The organism is Pseudonocardia sp. UM4_GMWB1, assembly GCF_017312155.1.
Lineage (GTDB): Bacteria > Actinomycetota > Actinomycetes > Mycobacteriales > Pseudonocardiaceae > Pseudonocardia > Pseudonocardia alni.
This window is the reverse complement of the sequence record NZ_QJPN01000001.1, coordinates 930,883-949,755: the sequence shown is the minus strand read 5'-3', so window position 1 is coordinate 949,755 and position 18,873 is coordinate 930,883. Positions and strand designations below refer to the sequence as shown.

Genomic DNA, 18,873 nt, shown 5'->3' with positions numbered 1-18,873 from the left:
AGTCGATGTCGTTCACCGACAAGGTCAAGAACAAGGCCGAGAACGCCGTGGGCGTCGCCAAGGAGAAGGCCGGCGCGGCCACCGGCGACCGGGAGCTCCAGGCCGAGGGCAAGGCCGAGCAGTCGAAGGCGTCGCTGAAGGACGCCGGCGAGAAGCTGAAGGACGCCGCGGGCAACGTGAAGGACGCGTTCGGCGGTTCGAAGGACTGAGTCCGCCGACGGCGTGACGGGGGTGACCGGGACGCATGCCGGTCGCCCCCACCGGGAACGCGACGGAGGTACCGAGCCGGGTCCAGTGCCGTACCGGGCTCCTCCCCTCACATGTACCGGAGGAACCATGAGCACCGTCAAGCTCGCCGTCGTCTACTACTCCGCCACCGGCACCGTCGACGCGATGGCCCACCGGGCCGCGCAGGCCGGCGAGAAGGCGGGCGCCGAGGTGCGCCTGCGCCGCGTCGCCCGCGAGGCGACCACCGGTGAGCGCGAGGCCACCGACGCGCAGGCCGCGCACGCCGAGGCCGCCCCCGAGGTCACCGCCGCGACCGCCGACGACATCGTGTGGGCCGACGCCGTCCTGTTCGGCTCGCCCACCCGCTACGGCAACATCGCGGGCCAGCTCAAGACCTTCATCGACTCGCTCGGCCCGCAGTGGGGCCAGGGCCTGCTCGCCGACAAGGTCTACGCCGGGTTCACCGCCAGCCAGACCCTGCACGGCGGCCAGGAGTCCACGCTGCTCGCGCTGTACAACACGATCCACCACTTCGGCGGGATCGTCGTCGCGCCCGGGTACACCGACCCGACCAAGTTCGTCGACGGCAACCCCTACGGCGCCTCGCACGTGACCGGGGCGGACAACGACGCCCCGCTCGGCGACGCCGACAACGCGGCTCTCGACCACCTCGCCACCCGCGTGGTCACCGTCGCCGGGAAGCTCGCGGGCTGACCGCGGTCGCGGCGGCACGGACCCGGCCATCGCACGCCCGCACGGGTTAGCCTCGTCGGATGTACTTCCGGATCACCCCCGGCGGGGTCGAGCTCGTCGATCCGGGCGACGTGCGCGCGTTCCACGTCGTCGTCACCGAGGGAGCGACCGAGGGGGAGCTCGCCGACACCGTGCGCCGCACCGGGCTCGGCGAGCTCTCCGACGACGGCGAGCACGTCCTGGTCCGGGTGGACGCCGTCCGCAGGCTCGCCGCCGGTCGGGTCGGCCCGGGCTGGGAGGACGACCTGGCCGGGATGCTCGGGTACGCCCGGAGCAAGGGCTGGCTCTCCGACGACGGCACGGCGGTGCGCGCACACGTCGAACGCGCCTGAGACACACGGGCACCGCTACCGGCCGTCCGGTGACGCGGCCGCGACCCGCCGCCCGGGTCGGCCCGCGTCACCGGATGACCGGGGCACCGTCAGCGCTGTGGCAGGGTCACCGACGACGGCGTGCCCGGCCCGGACAGCACCTCCATCCGCGCACCGTCGGCACCGGGAACGGGGCCGGTGGCCCGGGGGTCGTGGCCGGTGACCGTGACCTGGACCCGGTGCCCCGCCGGCACGCGGTAGGAGGTCGGCAGCATCGCGAAGTGCAGCCGCACGGCCTCCCCCGGCTCCACCGGGGCGGCGTCGGCGGCGTACGCGCGGTGCCACGGCACACCGTCGGGCAGCGCGTAGGCGGGCGGGTGCTCGGCGCGCAGGGACATCCGCTGCCGGCCCTCGGTGATCACCGTCGTGCGCCCGTCCGGGCCGATCTCCTCCAGGTAGGCGAACACGTCGCCGTCGGCCCGGTCGGTGCGCACGGTGAGGTCGGCGACCGGCGCGCCGGTGAACACCGTGTCGCGGTCCAGCACCGGCCCGGTCCAGCTCGTCCCGCTCCCGGGGACGTGGCAGGGCTGGATGGTCGCCCCGGAACCGGGATCGGTGGGGCACTCGACGGTCGTGTCGACCGTGACGCCCCGGACGCCGTGCGCCGCGGAGCCGAGGACACCGTCCCCGCCGAGGGCGGCGGGCCGTGCGGTGATCCCGGCGGGCGGCCAGCTCGGCGCGGACTCCCACTCCAGGCCGGTCGCGTCGGCGGTGTCCGACGAGGGGGTGGCCCAGTGCACCGGCGGCTCGTCGGCGATGCCGGTGTCGATGCCCTTGAGATGCTGGTCGAAGAACCGGTGGGCCTGTTCGACCAGCGCGAACCCGGCGTTCTCGCAGTGCTTCCAGGGGCCGATCAGCAACCGCGAGCCGGGCACGTTCAGCAGCGCGGCGACACCCTGGCCGCGCAGCTCGTCGCGCCACCCGCCGATGACGTAGACCGGCACGCCGGTGGAGCGGATCTCGTCGTCATAGGTGCCGACGCTGCCCTCGGACCAGAAGCGCGACTGCGTGGCCGCGGTCCAGCTGTCCCGGTACGGCATGCCGCGCCACATGTCGGCGAGCGGTACGGCCTTCTGGTGCTCGACCGCCGCCTCGCGCAGCAGCACCTTGTCCTCGTCCCCGTCGACCGGCGCGTTCGCCAGGTCCTGCTCGACGGTGCGCGACGGGCCGAAGCCCCACTGCGCGGAGATGCCACCGACCCGCCAGGCGTCGTACTTGCCCCAGGAGAAGCACCCCGCGAGCACCGCACGCAGGTGCGGCGGGCGCACGGTCAGGGCGTGCATCGCGGCGTCGCCGGTGTTGGAGCAGCCGTAGACCCCGACGTTGCCGTCCGACCAGGGCTGCGCCGCCAGCCACTCGGTGATCTCGTAGGCGTCGCCGGCCTCCAGCCGGTCGTTGTAGCCGCGGCGCACCCCGAAGGACTGGCCGTTGCCGCGCCGGGCGACCTGGGCGACGACGTAGCCGTGCCCGGTGAGCGAGGGCATCGTCTGGATCCCGCCCGTCGCGGGGCCCGCACCGTCCTCCGGCTTGCGCTCGGTCGACAGGCTGTGCTGCCACAGCACCGGGAACGGTCCCGGCGCCGGGCGGCCGTCCACCGCGGGCCGGTCGAGCCGGACGGCGAGCCGGGTCCCGTCGCGCATCGGCAGGAGGAAGGACTCACTGACCTGCTCGGTGAATCCGGGGTCCGGGCGGTAGGAGCCGAGCGAGGACGCCGTGGCATTGCCGCCCGGCCGCGGGACGACGAGCACCGCGAGGGCGACGGCGGCCACCAGGCCGAGAGCGACGAGTACGGACACGAGCAGGGTGCGGCGGGATCGTCCGGGCATGACGGGCCTCCGTGCAGCGGTCGGTGGTGCAACGGGTGGTGGGTGCGGCGTACGCGGTGCGGCTCAGGGGTCGGGCGCGGCCTCGCCGAGCGGGGTCTCGCGGATCCCGGCCACGGCGGCCAGGGCCAGCACCGCGACCGGCAGGGTCGCCAGCACGACCAGCTGGAGCCCGTGGGTGTAGGACGCGCGGACGGCCTCGGCCAGCGGCGCGGGAAGGGCGGCGACCTCGGCGGGCGTACCGAGCAGCCGGCGGACCGCGTCGTCCCCGGTGGGCAGGCCCGCGGCCGCGAGCGCGGTGGGCAGGTCGGTGCGCAGCCGGGCGGTGAGCACCGCACCGAACGCGGCGACGCCGACGGCGCCGCCGAGCGTGCGGGCGAACGTGGCCGAGGACCCGGCGACCCCCACGTCACCGGGGCCCACGGCGTCCTGTGCGGCCAGCATCAGCACCTGCTGGGTCAGGCCGGTCCCGGCGCCGAGCAGCGCCATCCCGGTCACCACCTGCCAGGCCGGGGTCGCCGGGGTCAGCGGCGCGAGCACGGCCAGGCCCAGGACGAGCAGCGCGCACCCCGCCGCGGGATACCGTTTCCACCGGCCGCTGCGGACGACGAGCCGCCCGACCACGGCCGAGGCGACGATCATGGTCCCGACCTGGGGCAGCATCAGCAGACCCGCGGTCATGGCGTCGTGGCCGTGGACGACCTGCAGGAACTGGGGCAGGTAGATGATGCCGCCGAACATGACCGTGCCGACCAGCAGGCTGGCGGCGCAGGCGAGGGTGAACGTGCGGCTGCCGAACAGCCGCGGCGGCAGGATCGGGTCGGCGGCGCGGCGCTCGCGCAGCATCGCGAGCGCACCGGCCGCCACGACGGCGAGGCCGAGCACCGCGGTCGCCGGGGACGTCCACGGCCAGGCCACCCCGCCGGCCGACAGGAGCAGTACGAGCCCGCCCGCGGTCACGGCCAGCAGGACCGCGCCCAGGTGGTCCAGCGGCGCCTCGCGACGCGCCGGTCGGCGGTCCGGCGCGAGGCGGACGAGGGCCGCGGCGGCGATCGTCACCGGCACGACACCGAGGAAGCACCACCGCCAACCCGGCCCGCCCGGGCCGACCAGCAGCCCGCCGAGCAGCGGCCCGGCGACCGACGCCGTGCCGAACGACAGCCCGAACCAGCCGGTGTAGCGGCCCCGCTCCCGCGCCGGGACCAGCACCGCGACGAGTGCGTTCGCGCAGGCGAGGATGCCCCCGGAGGCCGCCCCCTGGACGGCGCGCCCGGCGATCAGCCACCCCATGGACGGGGCGAGGCCGGCCGCCAGCGACGCGACGACGAACAGCGCGATCGCCGCCAGCAGCACCGGGCGCGGACCGCGCCGGTCCGCGAGCTTGCCCCACACCGGCGTCGCCGCGGCCATGGTGAGCAGTGCGGCCGCGGCGACCCAGGCGGCACGGTCCTGCCCGCCCAGCTCGCCGGCGATCGTGGGCAGCGCGATCCCGATGATCGTGTTCGTGAGTGAGCCGGTGAACAGCGCGACCAGGGCGCCGGCGAGCACCGCGGGGGTGGACGGGCGGCGGACGCCCGCCGCCGCGGGGGCCGGCGCCTCAGCCATCGGTCCGGGGCAGCACCTCGTCCTGCAGCCACCCGCCGACCGCCGCGTCGAGGTGACCGGGCCCGGTGCCGCGGTCGTCGACGTTGTCGGCGTGCAACTCCAGCACCGGGATCCCGGCCGCGCGCAGTGCCCGGGTGGTCGCCCAGCTGCCCCGGGCGTCGTCGGACACCAGGTGGACGACCCCGTCGACACCGTGCGCGCGGGCCTCCTTGACGTACCACTCGGCCGACCAGGGTGGCGTGTAGAGCTGGTCGGAGAACGCCGCGAACCGGGCAGCGAGGGTGCGCAGCGGGTCGTCGCCGTAGCGGAGGTAGCCGTCGGCGGCGATGGCCAGGTACATCGACCACACGAAGACCGCGCCGTACCGCTCCTGGATCCGGCGGAACAGGTCCAGGTCGAACCAGAGGCCGCGGCCGACCCACATGAGCCGTGCGCGCTCGTGGTCGGCGACGGCCGACCCGGCGGCGATCCGGTCCGCGACCTCGTCGTGCAGGCGGCGGGCCGCGTCCCGCGCCCACACCGTGCCCCGGTGCCACTGGGGCACCATCACGGCCGGGATGGAGTCGGTGACCGCGACCGGGCAGGGCCGCGCCGCGGCGATCAGGTCCCGGGTGCGCCGGTTCCACTCCTCCTGCTCGTTGGTGAGCGCCAGAACCTCGGCGAAGCGCCGCTCGGAGAACCGCCGCCCGGTGGTCTGCTCCAGGAACCGGATCAGTCCCTCCAGCTCACCGACCATGAGGTCCAGGCGGTCGGTCCCGACCGCCTCCTCCCAGCGGTGCGGCATCAGCTCCCACCAGCGCTCCGGGACGGTGTCGGCGGCCGCGCTCTCCAACGGGAAGAACGTGACGCCGGGCCGGGAGCCCCAGACGTCGAAGATCTTCCGCGATGCGTCGCCGGTGGTCTCGGCGAGCACGATCGAGGGCATCGGGAGCCCGCCCCAGGGCGCGCTCGCCGGGTCCGGGTCGAAGGCGCTGCCGAGCGCGGTGGAGCTGTACTGCTCGGTGTAGTCCGGATAGCCGCGCTCGCGCAGGCGGGCCAGGTGCTCCTGGGTGCGCCGCTTGGCGGACACGATCGACGCCCACCACTGGTTGACCACGTACGGGATCCCCATCGCACGGAACACCTCCTGCGGGGCGTCCGCGTTGACCAGGGCCATCGGGGCCCCGGGGAGGTGGTCGCGCTGCAGCTCCGCGAACCACCGGCGCTGGTACGCCGTCGCCTCGGCCGCGCTGGGAAGCCGGTCCGCCCGGGCCGGGGCGCTCACGCCGCGTCCGCCGGTCGGCGCAGGTCGGCGAGGGCCCGGTCGAGGTCCTCCGGGTCGATCCGGCCGTAGGGCTGGCGTTCCAGCAGCGCCGCCGGGACGCCGGCGGCGGCGCGTTGCGCGGGCCAGTCCCAGGGCGGCGCGTCGTCGTGCTCGCGGACGTAGCCGAGCAGGCCGGCCGCACCCCGGGCGTGGAGCCGGGCGGCGGTGTGCGTGGCCCGTTCCGCGATCGAGGACCGTGCCGCCGACGGCCCGTTGGCCTGGTACCGCTCGGCGAGCGCGAGCTCCAGGCCGGCCGGGTGGCCGGGAGCGCCGACGTCACGGGAGACGAGCAGGTCGCCGCGGTCGTGGTCCTCGCCGACGACGACCAGCCCGGCGGACTCCAGCGCCGCATAGACCGAGGTCCCGTCGTGGGAGGACCCGGTGAGGTGGACGGGGTGCCCGGGGCGCGGGTCGCGCGTGGGCAGCTCCTCGACCAGCGTCGTCAGCAGCTCCGCGGCGCGGCCGGGGGGCAGGGCGCAGGCCGCGTCGACGACCCGGAGGAACTCGGTGCCCGTGAGCCGGCGGGCGGAGCGCAGGTCCCCCACGGCGCGCAGCAGGCCGCGTACCCGGTCGTGCGCCACGACGGCGGCGGCGAGCGCGTCGTCACCGACGGGGCGCCCGGAGCGCTCGCCCAGCCAGGTCCGCAGACCGCGGACCTTGGCCAGGACGTAGCGGGTCGTCGTGCGGTGCGGCAGGTGCAGGACGTCGACCAGGTGCACCGGGGGCAGCGCGACCGACGGCTCGACCCGGCGCAGTTCGCGGAGCACGTAGAACAGCCGCAGCGAGGCCTCGCAGTCCCGCGAGACGACGAGCACGTCGAGCGGGCCGTACGCCCCGTCGAGCAGCCGGGTCAGCACCGAGTGGGCGACCGGGTCGAGTCCGCCGCCGAGCAGGCGTCGTCCGGCCGAGGCGTCCTCCTCCGGCGAACCGGACAGCCGCAGCGGGCGGTAGCCGGCGGCGGTGAGCAGCTCGACCGGCACGTCGGCACCGACGTGGCCGGCGACCGGGCGGGTGTCGCCCGCCTCCGGGCGGGCAGGGGCCGGCAACGCAGCGAGGGCTGCGGACATGGGAACCTCCGGGTCAGATGACGGCGTCGGCGGTGAGTGCGGCGACGTCGTCGGCGTCGTAGCCGAGGAGCTCGCGGTACACGCGGTCGTTGTGCTGGCCGAGTTCCGGCGCGGGGCCGTCGAGCCCGACGTCGGAGCCGGAGAACACGATGGGCATCCCGGTGGCGGACAGGTCGGCCACCGCGCCGTGCCGCGGGTGGGTGAGTGGGACGACCTCCCGGCGCTCGCGCACGAGCGGGTCCCGGACGGCCTCCAGGGGGTCGCGCACCTCCGCCGCGGGCACGCCCTGGGCGGTGAGCCGCGCGATCACCTCGGCCCGGGGCAGGTCCCGGCACCAGGCGGCGATCAGCGCGTGCAGCTCGTCGGCGCGCTCCACCCGGCGGTCCCGCGTGCGGTAGCGCTCGTCGTCGACGAGGTCCGCGCGCCCCATCGCGCGCAGCACGCCGCGGGCGAAGGCGTCGGTGGGCGCGCAGAGCGCGACGTGGCCGTCCGCGGCGGGGAGGATGCCGAACGGGGCGAGCCGCGGGACCATCGCACCGGTGCGCTGCTCCAGCCCGACGGCGTCGTAGGCGTCGAAGGGTTCGCAGGCCACGAGCGAGGTGAGGGCGCCCAGCATGGACACGTCGACGTGCTGGCCCTGTCCGGTGCGCTCGGTCTGCAGCAGCGCCGACACCGTCCCGACCACGGCGTACAGCGGGGCGAGCAGGTCCCCGACCGGGAGCCCGAACCGCACCGGGTCACCGCCGGGCTCGCCCGCGGTCATCATCACCCCGGACAGGGCCTGGATGATCGCGTCCATCGCCTTGCCCGACCCCGGACCGCCCTGGGCGCCGAACCCGCTGATCGAGGTGTACACCAGAGCCGGGTTGATCTCGCGGACCGCGGCGTAGTCGATCCCCAGCCGCGAGGTGACCCCCGGGGAGTAGTTCTCGACCAGCACGTCGGCGTGCCGGACGAGGTCGGTGAACACCGTCTTGGACCGCGGGTCCTTCAGGTTCAGCGTCACGCTGAGCTTGCCGCGGCCGCGCAGCAGCATGGACACCGACATGTCGTCGTCGTGCAGGCGGGACAGCGCCAGGCCGTCCCGGCCGAGGTAGGGGGCGTTGTTGCGGGAGGTGTCGCCGCCGGTGGCGGGGTTCTCCACCTTGATCACGGTCGCGCCCAGCCCGGCGAGCAGCAGGGTGGCGTAGGGGCCGGCGAGTGCGGTGGTCAGATCGATGACGGTGCGGCCGGCGAGCGGCTGGGCGGTCGCGTTCTCGGTCACGCTGTCTCCTCGGACGAGCCCGCCCCGGCGACGAGCCAGTCGTCGCCCCGGCGGACCAGGCGGGCATTCAGCCGGGCACGGGTGGTGATGTCGCGGACGTAGTCCACGACGGGGGAGTCCGGTCCCTGCGGGACGGGACGACCGGCGTCGTCGATCCGGCAGGGGACGATCCCCGCCTCGACGAGCCCGCCGCGGTCGAACCGGCAGGTCGCGACGACGGTGTCGCGGCTCTCGGGGTGGAAGGGGTAGAAGGGCATGTCCGGGTCGGGGGCGAAGCCGTACAGCTCCGTGCGGCGCCGGGCCCACTCGTCCCGCTCGGCGCTGTCCCCGCCGGACGCCGGGGTCAGCGCGTGGGTGACGGTCACGAAGTTGCCGAGTCCGTGGAAGATGGGCTTCCCGCGCCAGACCTCGATGCCGCGCAGGATGTGCGCGTGGTGGCCGAACACGGCGTCGGCACCGGCGTCGACGGCAGCCCTGGCGACGGGCGACTCGTACATCGCGACCGCCGCCGGGGTGTGGCCGACGCCCTTGTGCAGCGCGACCAGCACGACGTCGACCTCGGCACGCAGCCGGGCGACGTCGTCGGTCATCTCCGCCAGCGAGTCGGGGTCGGCGAAGGTGTAGACGCGCGGCGGCCCGCCCGGGCTGGCGTGGTCGAGCTCGTAGTGGGTGAGCACCCGCACCGGGGCGCAGCCCGCCTTGCGGGAGGTCGCCCAGGACTCGCGCGGACCCACACAGTTGTAGGACAGCACCCCGATCCGCAGGCCGCCGCGCTCGACGACGGCGGGCGCGCGGGCCTCGGCGAGGTCGGCTCCCGCGCCGGCGGTGAGCAGCCCGGCCCGGCGTGCGTGGGCGACGGTGTCGGTCACACCGACCTCGCCCGCGTCGAACACGTGGTTGCCGGCCAGGGTGACGACGTCGAACCCGGCGTCGGCCAGCGCACCGAGCGCCGCCGGGTCGGCCGGCGGGGCCGGGACGTCGGTGGACACCTGCGCCGTGGTCGTGGAGTGCGGGACCTCGACGTGGCCGACAGTCAGGTCGGCGGCGCGGAGCAGCGCGGCGGCCGGCGCGAGGAACGACGCGGGGTCGGGCTCGTCGAGGATCAGGTCCCCGACCGCGGCGACGGTGACCGGTGTGCTCATGCGGGGACCTCCCGGGTGTGGCGGGACAGGAAGGCGCGCAGCCGTTCGCTCGACGGGTTCCCGAAGACCTGCGCGGGCGGCCCGATCTCGACGACGCGACCGGCCTCCATGAACACGACGCGGTCCGCGACCTCGCGGGCGAAGGCCATCTCGTGGGTGACCACGACCATCGTCAGGCCGTCGGCGGCCAGCGTCCGCAGGACGCCCAGGACCTCCTCCACCAGCTCCGGGTCGAGCGCGGAGGTGGGCTCGTCGAACAGCAGGATCCGCGGCCGGGTCGCCAGCGCACGGGCGATCGCCACGCGCTGCTGCTGCCCCCCGGAGAGCTGGCGCGGGTAGTGGTGCAACCGGTCGCCGAGACCGACCCGCTCCAGCAGCGCGACCGCCTCCTCGTGGGCCCGGGCGGCAGACCGGCCGTGCACCCGCCGCGGCGCCTCGGTGACGTTGCGCAGCGCGTCGAAGTGCGGGAACAGGTTGAACTGCTGGAACACCATGCCGATCCGGCGGCGCTGGGCGGCGACGCCCTTCGGGCTGAGCGGGCGCAGCCCCCCGCGCTGCTCGGCGTAGCCGAGGAGTTCGCCGTCGAGGTACATCCCGCCGGCGTCGAGGGACTCGAGCTGGTGGACGCAGCGGACCAGCGTCGACTTGCCCGACCCCGAGGGTCCGATCACGACGACGACCTCCCCCTCGGCCACGTCGAGGTCGACGCCGTCGAGCGCGGCGTGCGACCCGAACCGCTTGGTCACACGGTGCAGGTGCAGGACGGGGCTCACGAGGCACCTCCGGCCGCGGCCGTCCGGACGTGCCCGCGGGCGAACCGGCGCTCCAGCCGTCGCTGCGCCACCGTGAGCAGCGTGACGACGGCCAGGTACCAGATGCAGGCCACGAGCAGGTTGGGGACGATCTCGTAGGTCTGGTTGTAGATGATCTGCACCGCGTTGAGCAGGTCGTTCATCGCGATCACCGACACCAGCGCGGTGCCCTTCACGACCGTGATGAACTGGCTCCCCGACGGCGGGATGATGACCCGCATCGCCTGCGGCAGGACGATCCGGAAGAACGTCTGGGCCGGGGTGAAGCCCATCGCGGCCGCGGCCTCGCGCTGCCCGTGGTCGACGCCGAGGATCCCGGCGCGCACGATCTCGGCCATGTAGGCGGACTGGACGAGCGAGAGCCCGATGACCGCCGCGGTCAGCGGGGTGATGACGTCGTTGGCGTCCCAGGACACCAGGGTCGGGCCGAACGGCAGGCCGATCGAGATCCGCGGCACCAGGTAGGCCAGGTTGAACCAGAAGATCAGCTGGACCAGCGGCGGGATGCCCCGGAACACGCCGACGTAGACGGTGGCGGCCCAGCGGACCGGCCCCAGGTCCGACAGCTGCGCGGCGGCGAGCAGGCCGCCCAGCAACGACCCGATCACCATCGCGGCGACCGCCAGCAACAAGGTCGTGACCAGGCCCCGGAGCACCGCGGGAGCGAACAGGTTCGCGGCGACGACGTCCCACTGGAACCGCTCGTTGCCGACCAGGAAGACGACGATGCGGACGACGACCAGCGCCAGCAGCAGCGAGGCGACCCAGCGCCACGGGCGGGACCGGGGACGGGCGGTCGCGACGTCGTGCGTTCCGGGGCCGCTGGTCGACGGCGGCGCGGTGACGGTCACGGCGTGGTCCCCGCGTTCAGCTCCGGCGCCGGGACGGTCACGTCGTCGAGGCCCCAGCGGGACATGATCCCGGCGTAGGTGCCGTCCCGGAACAGCTCCTCGAACGCCCGCTGCATCACCGGCCCGAGCTCCTCGGACTTCGGGACGTAGAGCGCGAGCTTGTCGACGGTGGCGCCCTGCTCCTCGGTCTGCGTGACGTAGGTGTAGACGCCCTGCTGTTGTGCGGTCACGTCGATCGCGGCCGCCTGGGTCATCCCGGCGGCGTCCGCCCGGCCGGACCGGGCGGCGAGCAGGGTGGCGTTGGTGTCGGCCAGCCCGATCGAGGTGACCTCCGGCCTGCCGGTACGGGTGCAGTACCCGGAGAGCAGCCGCAGCTGCTCCTCCACGACGCTCGCGGTCGTCACGGCGACCCGCCGGCCGCACAGGTCGTCGGCGGCCTGCACGTCCAGGGTCGAGTCGGCGGGAACCACGTAGGAGGTCCTGGTGGTCATCCAGGTGACCGTGTCGAACTGCCGCTCGCGCTCGGCGGTGACCTTCACGGGTCCGTTGAAGGCGTCGTAGCGGCCCGCCAGCATCCCCTGCAGCGCGGCCGGGAGGCTGTCGACGACCACGGTCTCGGTACGAACGCCGAGCACCCGGGCCAGGGCGTCCTGGAAGTCCCGGTCGATACCGGTGATGCTGCCGTCACCGGCGACCGTGCGGTACGGCGGATGCGAGTCGCCGGCGAACCGGATGACACCCGCCTCCTTGACCGCGTCGGGCAGTGCGGCGTGCAGCTCGGCGTTCGCGCCGGGTGGCAGCGGGGTCTCCGCGGGGTCCCCCGAGCCCCCGATCCCACAGCCGGCGAGCAGCAGCACCGAGGCGGACAGGACGCCGAGGCCCAGGACACGGGGACGGCGTGGGCGGGTGTGGCGCATGGCGAGGTACTCCCTGCGTTGGGTCGTGCCATGTGTGGGCCGGTCGGCGGTTCACGATCATTGCCGACGTCGACAGCGACGAGCGTCGCACGAGGTGTCGCCTATGACAACACCTCCTTTCCGCTCTGCGGAAGACCGACGGGCGACACGTACGCTCCCCCGCGGGAGGGATGTCGATGCCGGACGACGGGCGCACACGGGCGGAGCCACAGCTGCTGCTGACCTCGCTGCTCGGCGACTACTGGTACTGGCGTGACGAGCACATCCCGTCCGCCGCGCTGGTCCGGCTGCTCGCCGAGTTCGGGATCGGCCGGGAGAACGCCCGTGCGGCGATGCGGCGGCTCGCCGCCAAGGGGCTGCTGACGACCTCGCGCGCCGGCCGGACCACGGCCTACGGCATCCCGCCCCGGACCAGCGACGTCATCGTGCACCGGACCCACCGGATGCTGGTCTTCGGCGCGTCCGCGCCGCCCTGGGACGGCCGGTGGACCGTCGTCGCGTTCTCGGTGCCCGAACAGGAACGCGAGATCCGCACGGCGCTGCGCTCCCGGCTGCGGGTACTCGGGCTCGCCGCCCTGTACGACGGCCTGTGGGTCTCGCCGCACGACCTCGCCGGGCCCGCCCGCGACCTCGTCGCCGAGCTCGGCATCGGTCGGGCGACCGTCCTGCGGGCGACCGAGGTGCCCGGCGGCCCGCACGGCGGGGGGCCCGCGTCGGCGTTCGACGTGGAGGGCCTGGCCGCCGAGTACGCGGAGTTCGTCCGGATCTACGCACCGCTGCGCGACGGCCTCGCCGCGGGCCGGATCGGCCCGGCCGAGGCGCTGCGGATCCGCACCGAGCTGCGGGTGGCGTGGCGCACCTTCCCCGAGCGCGACCCCGACCTCCCCGCGGTCATGCTCCCGGCGGGGTGGGCACGGCCGGAGGCGCAACGGCTGTTCATCGAGGTCTACGACCGGCTCGGGCCGTTGGCGGAGCACCGGTTCCGGCAGGTACTCGCCGAGGTCGACCCGGGTCTCGCCGAGCTGGCCTCGCACCACGACAGCGCCCGCATCGCGCGCCTGTACTCCGAGCTCGGCGACCGGCGGGCACGGGGCGACACCCCGTTCGAGCAGGCGGTCCGCGAGCGCAGGCTCGACGAGGTGGGCCGCGGCAGGCCGTCGGCCTGAGCGGGCACCGCGCTATGGCAGCAGCGCCCGGACCTCGTCGGGGTCCGGGCCGCCCGACCCGATCACCACGACGGCGTCGTCGAACCCCGCATCGGCGTAGCGCTCCAGGTCGTCGCGGAGGCGACCGAGGTCGGCACCCGCGGGCACCGGCAGGGCGTAGGCGACCGCACGTCGCCCCCCGGCGGCCCGGAAGCGGCCGAGGGCCTCGACCATCTCGTCGGGCGTGGTGCGGTAGCCGGAGGCGAGCCAACCGTCGAAGCCGCGGGCGGCCTTCTCCACGTTCGCACCCCAGGAGCCGAGCAGCAGCGGCGGCCGGGTGGCCGGCGGGTCGGCGAGCCGGGCGTCGGCATCACCACCACGTTCCAGCAGGTCACGGAGCCGGACCACGTTCTCGTCGAACATCCGGAAACGACCGCGGTGGTCGCGGCCGAGGGCGGCGTAGTCGGCGCGGGTGGAGCCGGGGCTGATGCCGAACGCGAGCCGGTCCCCGCAGACCGCCTGCAGCGACAGCATCCGGTGGGCCAGTTCGACCGGGTGGTGCAGCGGGACCTGCACCGTGCCCGTCGACAGGCCGACGCCGTCGGTGGCCCCGGCCGCGACGGCCAGCGCGACGAACGGGTCGGGCACCAGCCGTCCACGGCCGATGATCTCCGGCGCCCACAGGTGCGCGAAACCGGCACCGGCGAGTCGCCGGGCCCACCCGGCGACCGGGTACGGCGGCGCGTCGGACAGGTGCGCGAGCGTCGCGCCGAGGCGCACCGCTACGCCCGCCGGTCCGCGGCGAACCGGGCGTACCAGCGCAGTGCGTCCGGATCGTCGACCGAGGCCAGGTTCGCGGCCCTCTCCAGCGGACGGCCCGCCATCAGCTTCTTGATCGGGACCTCCAGCCGCTTCCCACTCAGCGTGTGCGGCACCGCGGGCGCCTCGACGATCTCGTCCGGGACGTGCCGCGGCGTCAGCCGGGACCGCAGGGCGGACACGATCGTGGCCCGCAGGTCGTCGTCGAGGGTGTGACCCTGCGCGGGGACGACGAACAGGCCCAGCCAGTACTCGTCGTCGGGGAGATCGACGCCGACGACCAGCGCCTCGTCGATCTCCTCCATCGTGTCGAGGACGTCGTAGAAGTCGCCGCTGCCCAGCCGGACGCCCTGCCGGTTGAGCGTGGAGTCCGAGCGGCCGTGGATGGCGACGCTGCCGTCGGCGTGCAGGGTCACCCAGTCCCCGTGCCGCCACACGCCGGGCCAGGTGTCGAAGTAGGAGTCGGTGTAGCGCTCGGCGTCCGGGTCGTTCCACAGGTGCACCGGCATCGACGGCATCGGCTGGAGGACCACCAGGTCACCGACCTCGTCGACGACGGGGTTCCCGTCGTCGTCCCAGGCCGCGCAGTCGACACCGGCCAGGCGACCGCCGATCCGCCCGGCCCGCACCGGCGAGTATTCGTTCGCGCCGACGAAGGAGCCGGAGACGTCGGTGCCGCCGCTGGTCGAGTCGATCCGCATGTCCGAGCGGACGTGGGAGTACAGCCAGTCGTAGCCGGCGGGCGGCAGCGCCGAGCCGCTGACCATGACGTGCCGCAGCCGGGACAGGTCGTGCTCGGTGCGCGGGGACACCCCGGTGTTCGCCGTCGCCGTGACGACCGCCGCCCCCATCAGGACGACGTCGGCGCCGGTCCGGGCGGCGACCTCCCAGACCGCACCCGGCGGGTGGCCGGGGCTGCCCTCGTAGAGCACGATGCTCGCGCCCTGGGTGAGCGCCCCGAGCTGCATGTTCCACAGCGCCCAGCCGGTGGAGGTGTAGGTGAACATGCGCTCGCCGGGCCGCAGGCCGCAGTACAGCCCGGACCACTTCAGGCCCTCGAGGGTGATGCCGCCGTGGCCGTGCACGAGGCCCTTCGGCAGGCCGGTGGTGCCGGAGGTGAACAGCACCCACAGCGGGTGCGAGAACTCGACCTGCGCGAACTCCGGCTCGGCGTCGACGGCGAGCAGCTCGGCCCACGGCGTCGCGCCCTCCGGCACCGGCCGGTCGAACACGGAGGGGACGGCCACGACGTGGCGCACCGTCGGCAGCTCGGCCCGCAGCCGCGCGACGACGTCGGCGCGGTCGACCTCGTGGCCGTTCCAGTGGTAGCCGTCGGCGACGACGAGCACGGTCGGTTCGAGCTGGGCGAGCCGGCCGATGGTGCCCTCGGCACCGAAGTCCGGCGAGCAGCACGACCAGACCGCGCCGACCGCGGCCGCGGCCAGCAGCCCGATCACGGCGTGCTCGGTGTTGGGCAGGTAGGCGCAGACCCGGTCCCCGGGGCGCACCCCGGCCCGGCGCAGCCAGCCGGCGGCGGCCGCGACCGACCGGCGGAGCCCGCCACGGGTGATCTCCCGGGCGGGCGCCCCGCCCTCCTGCACGCACACCAGCGCGGGGTCGTCGTCGGCGCCGCGGCGCAGCGCGTGCTCGGCCCAGTTCAGCCGGGCCCCGGTGAACCACCGGGTGTGCGGCATGTCGTCCGCGGTGCGGACCTGTTCCCACGGCGTCGAGAACGCGACGTCGTAGTAGTCGACGACCGAGCGCCAGAACCGGTCGACGTCGGCGACCGACCACGTGTGCAGGGCGTCGTGGTCGTCGAACGGACGGCCCTCCCGCTCGGCCAGCCAGTCCAGGTAGGCGCGCAGCGCGGACTGCTCGATGCGCTCCGCCGACGGGCTCCAGAGGACGTCGGTCATCGGTGTCTCCTCCGTGGGGCGTCCCGCGCGTCGGCGGGCCCACCCGGGAGGTGGACCCGCCGACGCGGTGCTGCGGTGCGGTGCCGCGGTCAGCCCTCGGCGGGGTCGCCGAGGGACACCCGGCTCGGGGTGCTCAGGAGGCGAGCACCTTCGGCATGATGTCGTTCTTGATCCGCTTGAGGTCGTCGAGCGTCTTGGACACCGGGACGTCGGCGAACGGCGGCCAGATCAGCGGCATGGTCATGCCCGCCTCCTTGTACGCCTTGAGCCGGTCGGTGAGCTGCTTCTCGGTGCCCACCAGCAGGTTCGACGCGACACCGTTGACGGTCTGGTCGACCTCCTCGTCGGTGATGACCGTCCAGATCATCGAGCAGATCTCCAGGTCCTTGGCCCGCTTCGGGCTGCCGATCTCCTCGAACTGCTCGTCGATGGCGGTGATCCACTGGGCGAGGCGCTCGGGCGAGTCCTGGATGCCGATCCAGCCGTCGAGGTCGTACTTGGTGATCCGGCGCGCCGAGCGCAGCGGGTCCTTGAGGCCGCTCATGAAGATCGGCGGGCGCGGGTCCTGCAGCGGCTTGTGCCCGAAGCCGCAGGCGTCGAAGTCGGCGAACTCGCCGTGGAACTCGTAGTGGTCGGCGCCCTTGTCCCAGATGCCCTGCATGATCTCGATCGACTCGCGCACGTGCTTGTGGCGCCTCGGGAAGATGTCCGTGGCGCTCGCCGCGGCGAACTCCTCGGGCATCCAGCCGGAGCCGACACCGACGTTGAGCCGGCCGCCGGCGAGGTGGTCGATGGTCGCCAGCTCAGCGGCGAGGACGCCGGGCGAGCGGAACGGCGTGTCGATGATGCTCATGCCGATGCGGACCTTGGTGGTCTTCGCGGCGAGCCACGGGATCAGCGGGTAGCCCTGGAACCACCGACCGCGCGAGGACACCGGCAGCCCGTTCGGCAGCCCGTCCATCATGCCGAAGGAGTACTGCAGCTCCTGACGGTCGGACTTCTCGGGGACGACGATCCGGTCGAGCGTCCAGACCGAGTCGAAGTCGAGCTCCTCGGCGAGCGCGGTGAGGTCCTCCAGCTCCTTGACCGTGACGAGGTCGCGGAAGTTGGGGAGGTACAGAGCGAGCTTCATGTGATGCTGCCTCCTTGCGGCATGACAGGGTCGCTAACGGGAGAGTGTGACGCGGATCTCGTTCTTGAGAACCTTACCCACGGTCGAGCGCGGAAGATCGGCCCAGAGCTCGACCTGCTTGGGGGCCTTCACGGAGCCGATGCGCGCCTTGACGAACGCGACCAGTTCCTCGGTGTCGATCTCGGCACCGGGCTGGGGCTGGACCACCGCGGTGACCCGTTCGCCCCACTTCTCGTCGGGCAGCCCGACGACCGCGCAGTCCCGGACGGCGTCGTGCGCCATCAGGGCCTGCTCCACCTCGGCGGAGTACACGTTGAACCCACCGGAGATGACCATGTCCTTGGCCCGGTCGACGATGTGCAGGAACCCGTCGTCGTCGAGCAGGCCGATGTCGCCCGTGTGGTGCCAGCCGTGCGCCGACACCTCCGCGGTCGCCTCGGGGTTGCGGTGGTAGCCCGCCATCACCAGCGAACCGCGCACACAGATCTCGCCGCGCTCACCACGCGGGACCGGGTGGCCCTGCTGGTCCAGGATCGCGACGGTGACCAGCGGCGACGGCCGCCCGGCCGAGGCCAGCCGTTCGGTGGCGACGCTCCCGTCGGCGTGACGGTGCTCGGCGGGCGACATCGTCGAGATCATCATGGGGGCCTCGGACTGGCCGAACAGCTGCGCCATCGGCCCGATCCGGTCCAGCGCCTCGGTCAGCCGGGCCACCGACATCGGGGCCGCGCCGTACCAGAAGCACTGCAGCGACGACAGGTCCGTCGCGTCGAGCGCCTCGTGGCCGAGGACCATGTAGATCAGCGTGGGCGGCAGGAACGTGTGCGTGACCCGGTGCGCCTCGATCAGCTCCAGGAACCGGCCGACGTCGGGCTTCGCCATGATCACGACCTCGCCGCCGCGAGCCAGCACCGGGAAGCACAGGACGCCCGCGGCGTGGGTCAGGGGCGCCAGCGCGAGGTACACGGGCCGCTCGCCGAACGGATAGCTCATCAGCGTGATCGCCGACATCGTCTCGACGTTGCGGTCGGTCAGCAGCACGCCCTTGGGACGCCCGGTGGTGCCGCCGGTGCCGACCAGCGCCACGATCTCGTCGGGCGGTGCCGCCTCGGCGGACGGGTCGTCGCGGGCGGCGTCGAGCCAGGCGTCGAAGGCCTCGGCACGACCGTCCGGGCCGGGGTCACCGAGACGCACGAGGGTGGTCAGCTGCGGGAGGTCCGGGGCGATCTCGGCGACCAGGCCGTCGAAGGAGGGCTGGTAGATCAGCGTGGTGCAGTCGAACAGATCGAGCAGTTCGGCGGTCTCGCCCGCCGCGTTGCGCGGGTTGATCGGGCACCACACCGCGCCGGCGCGGGCGATGCCGAACACGCAGGAGAACGCGGTCGGGTCGTTCGCCGAGAGGATGCCGACCTTGTCCCCCGGCGCGACGCCGGAGCGGCGCAGCGCCCGCGCGACGGAGTGCGAGAGCTCGACGACGTCGCCGTAGGACAGCGTCGTGCCGTCGAGGGTCAGACAGGGGGCCGCGGGATCGAGGGAGGCGCCCTTGTCGAGGTAGAAGGTCAGCGACATCGCGGCTCCCCGGATCTGCACCGTTGCGGACAGCGACGACCGTGGCGGGAATCTGGACAGTTGTCAAGAATTCCTGCCCGACCGGGGTGGGGAACGCCGACGGCGGACGGCCCGGGAGTGGTCCCGGTCCGTCCGCCGTCGTGGTGCGGGGAGTGG

17 protein-coding genes are annotated in these 18,873 nt (G+C 74.1%); 4 read left to right on the top strand and 13 right to left on the bottom strand.

The features are described from left to right. Positions 1-5: 5 nt before the first annotated feature. The 3 genes from DMP15_RS04710 to DMP15_RS04700 all read left to right on the top strand — a co-directional run bounded on the left by DMP15_RS04710 (position 6) and on the right by DMP15_RS04700 (position 1,313). Positions 6-209, top strand: coding sequence for a CsbD family protein (locus tag DMP15_RS04710; RefSeq protein ID WP_073576712.1), 204 nt, complete (start codon positions 6-8; stop codon positions 207-209). Positions 210-336: 127 nt separating this feature from the next. Continuing rightward, the gene (locus DMP15_RS04705; RefSeq protein ID WP_073576713.1) at positions 337-942 is read left to right on the top strand and encodes an NAD(P)H-dependent oxidoreductase; all 606 of its coding nucleotides are present in this window, start codon (positions 337-339) and stop codon (positions 940-942) included. A 59-nt stretch (positions 943-1,001) separates the two neighbouring features. Beyond that, entirely contained in the window at positions 1,002-1,313 is a 312-nt protein-coding gene (locus DMP15_RS04700) for a hypothetical protein (RefSeq protein WP_073576714.1), read from the top strand. Positions 1,314-1,402: 89 nt separating this feature from the next. Here DMP15_RS04700 and DMP15_RS04695 read toward each other — a convergent pair whose 3' ends face one another. From DMP15_RS04695 to DMP15_RS04655, 9 genes are all read right to left on the bottom strand, one after another. Beyond that, on the bottom strand, positions 1,403-3,178 hold the full coding sequence (locus tag DMP15_RS04695) for a CocE/NonD family hydrolase (protein WP_100878888.1): 1,776 nt from the start codon (positions 3,176-3,178) through the stop codon (positions 1,403-1,405). A 63-nt stretch (positions 3,179-3,241) separates the two neighbouring features. Then, positions 3,242-4,780, bottom strand: a complete 1,539-nt coding sequence (locus tag DMP15_RS04690; protein ID WP_073576716.1) for an MFS transporter — start codon at positions 4,778-4,780, stop codon at positions 3,242-3,244. Next, positions 4,773-6,044: a 2-hydroxyacyl-CoA dehydratase family protein gene (locus DMP15_RS04685; RefSeq protein WP_073576717.1), complete on the bottom strand. Its 1,272-nt coding sequence runs from the start codon at positions 6,042-6,044 to the stop codon at positions 4,773-4,775. Before DMP15_RS04685 ends, DMP15_RS04690 begins: the two co-directional genes overlap by 8 nt. After that, complete coding sequence (locus tag DMP15_RS04680; protein WP_073576718.1) at positions 6,041-7,150, bottom strand: 2-hydroxyacyl-CoA dehydratase family protein; 1,110 nt, start codon at positions 7,148-7,150, stop codon at positions 6,041-6,043. The genes DMP15_RS04685 and DMP15_RS04680 overlap by 4 nt, the downstream gene beginning before the upstream one ends. Positions 7,151-7,163: 13 nt before the next feature. Further along, positions 7,164-8,414, bottom strand: a complete 1,251-nt coding sequence (locus DMP15_RS04675; RefSeq protein ID WP_073576719.1) for a CaiB/BaiF CoA transferase family protein — start codon at positions 8,412-8,414, stop codon at positions 7,164-7,166. Continuing rightward, positions 8,411-9,556 (bottom strand): CapA family protein, encoded by a 1,146-nt coding sequence (locus DMP15_RS04670; protein WP_073576720.1) that lies wholly within the window; start codon positions 9,554-9,556, stop codon positions 8,411-8,413. Before DMP15_RS04670 ends, DMP15_RS04675 begins: the two co-directional genes overlap by 4 nt. Continuing rightward, a complete protein-coding gene (locus tag DMP15_RS04665) occupies positions 9,553-10,329 on the bottom strand; it encodes an amino acid ABC transporter ATP-binding protein (RefSeq protein WP_100878889.1) in 777 nt (258 codons plus the stop codon). Before DMP15_RS04665 ends, DMP15_RS04670 begins: the two co-directional genes overlap by 4 nt. Continuing rightward, the gene (locus tag DMP15_RS04660) at positions 10,326-11,219 is read right to left on the bottom strand and encodes an amino acid ABC transporter permease (protein ID WP_073576722.1); all 894 of its coding nucleotides are present in this window, start codon (positions 11,217-11,219) and stop codon (positions 10,326-10,328) included. Before DMP15_RS04660 ends, DMP15_RS04665 begins: the two co-directional genes overlap by 4 nt. Then, positions 11,216-12,136: a transporter substrate-binding domain-containing protein gene (locus DMP15_RS04655; protein WP_073576723.1), complete on the bottom strand. Its 921-nt coding sequence runs from the start codon at positions 12,134-12,136 to the stop codon at positions 11,216-11,218. Before DMP15_RS04655 ends, DMP15_RS04660 begins: the two co-directional genes overlap by 4 nt. A gap of 170 nt (positions 12,137-12,306) precedes the next feature. On the opposite strand from DMP15_RS04655, the gene DMP15_RS04650 reads away from it, so the two are divergent. Beyond that, positions 12,307-13,302, top strand: coding sequence for a PaaX family transcriptional regulator (locus DMP15_RS04650; protein WP_073576724.1), 996 nt, complete (start codon positions 12,307-12,309; stop codon positions 13,300-13,302). A 12-nt stretch (positions 13,303-13,314) separates the two neighbouring features. Here the strand turns inward: DMP15_RS04650 and DMP15_RS04645 are convergent, their stop codons facing one another. The 4 genes from DMP15_RS04645 to DMP15_RS04630 all read right to left on the bottom strand — a co-directional run bounded on the left by DMP15_RS04645 (position 13,315) and on the right by DMP15_RS04630 (position 18,717). After that, complete coding sequence (locus DMP15_RS04645; RefSeq protein WP_100878890.1) at positions 13,315-14,061, bottom strand: LLM class flavin-dependent oxidoreductase; 747 nt, start codon at positions 14,059-14,061, stop codon at positions 13,315-13,317. 2 nt (positions 14,062-14,063) lie between these two features. Next, on the bottom strand, positions 14,064-16,016 hold the full coding sequence (locus DMP15_RS04640) for an acetoacetate--CoA ligase (RefSeq protein ID WP_073576726.1): 1,953 nt from the start codon (positions 16,014-16,016) through the stop codon (positions 14,064-14,066). 133 nt (positions 16,017-16,149) lie between these two features. Continuing rightward, on the bottom strand, positions 16,150-17,148 hold the full coding sequence (locus tag DMP15_RS04635) for an LLM class flavin-dependent oxidoreductase (protein WP_073576727.1): 999 nt from the start codon (positions 17,146-17,148) through the stop codon (positions 16,150-16,152). Between the two features lie 33 nt (positions 17,149-17,181). Beyond that, on the bottom strand, positions 17,182-18,717 hold the full coding sequence (locus DMP15_RS04630) for an acyl-CoA synthetase (protein ID WP_073576919.1): 1,536 nt from the start codon (positions 18,715-18,717) through the stop codon (positions 17,182-17,184). Positions 18,718-18,873: the final 156 nt, after the last annotated feature.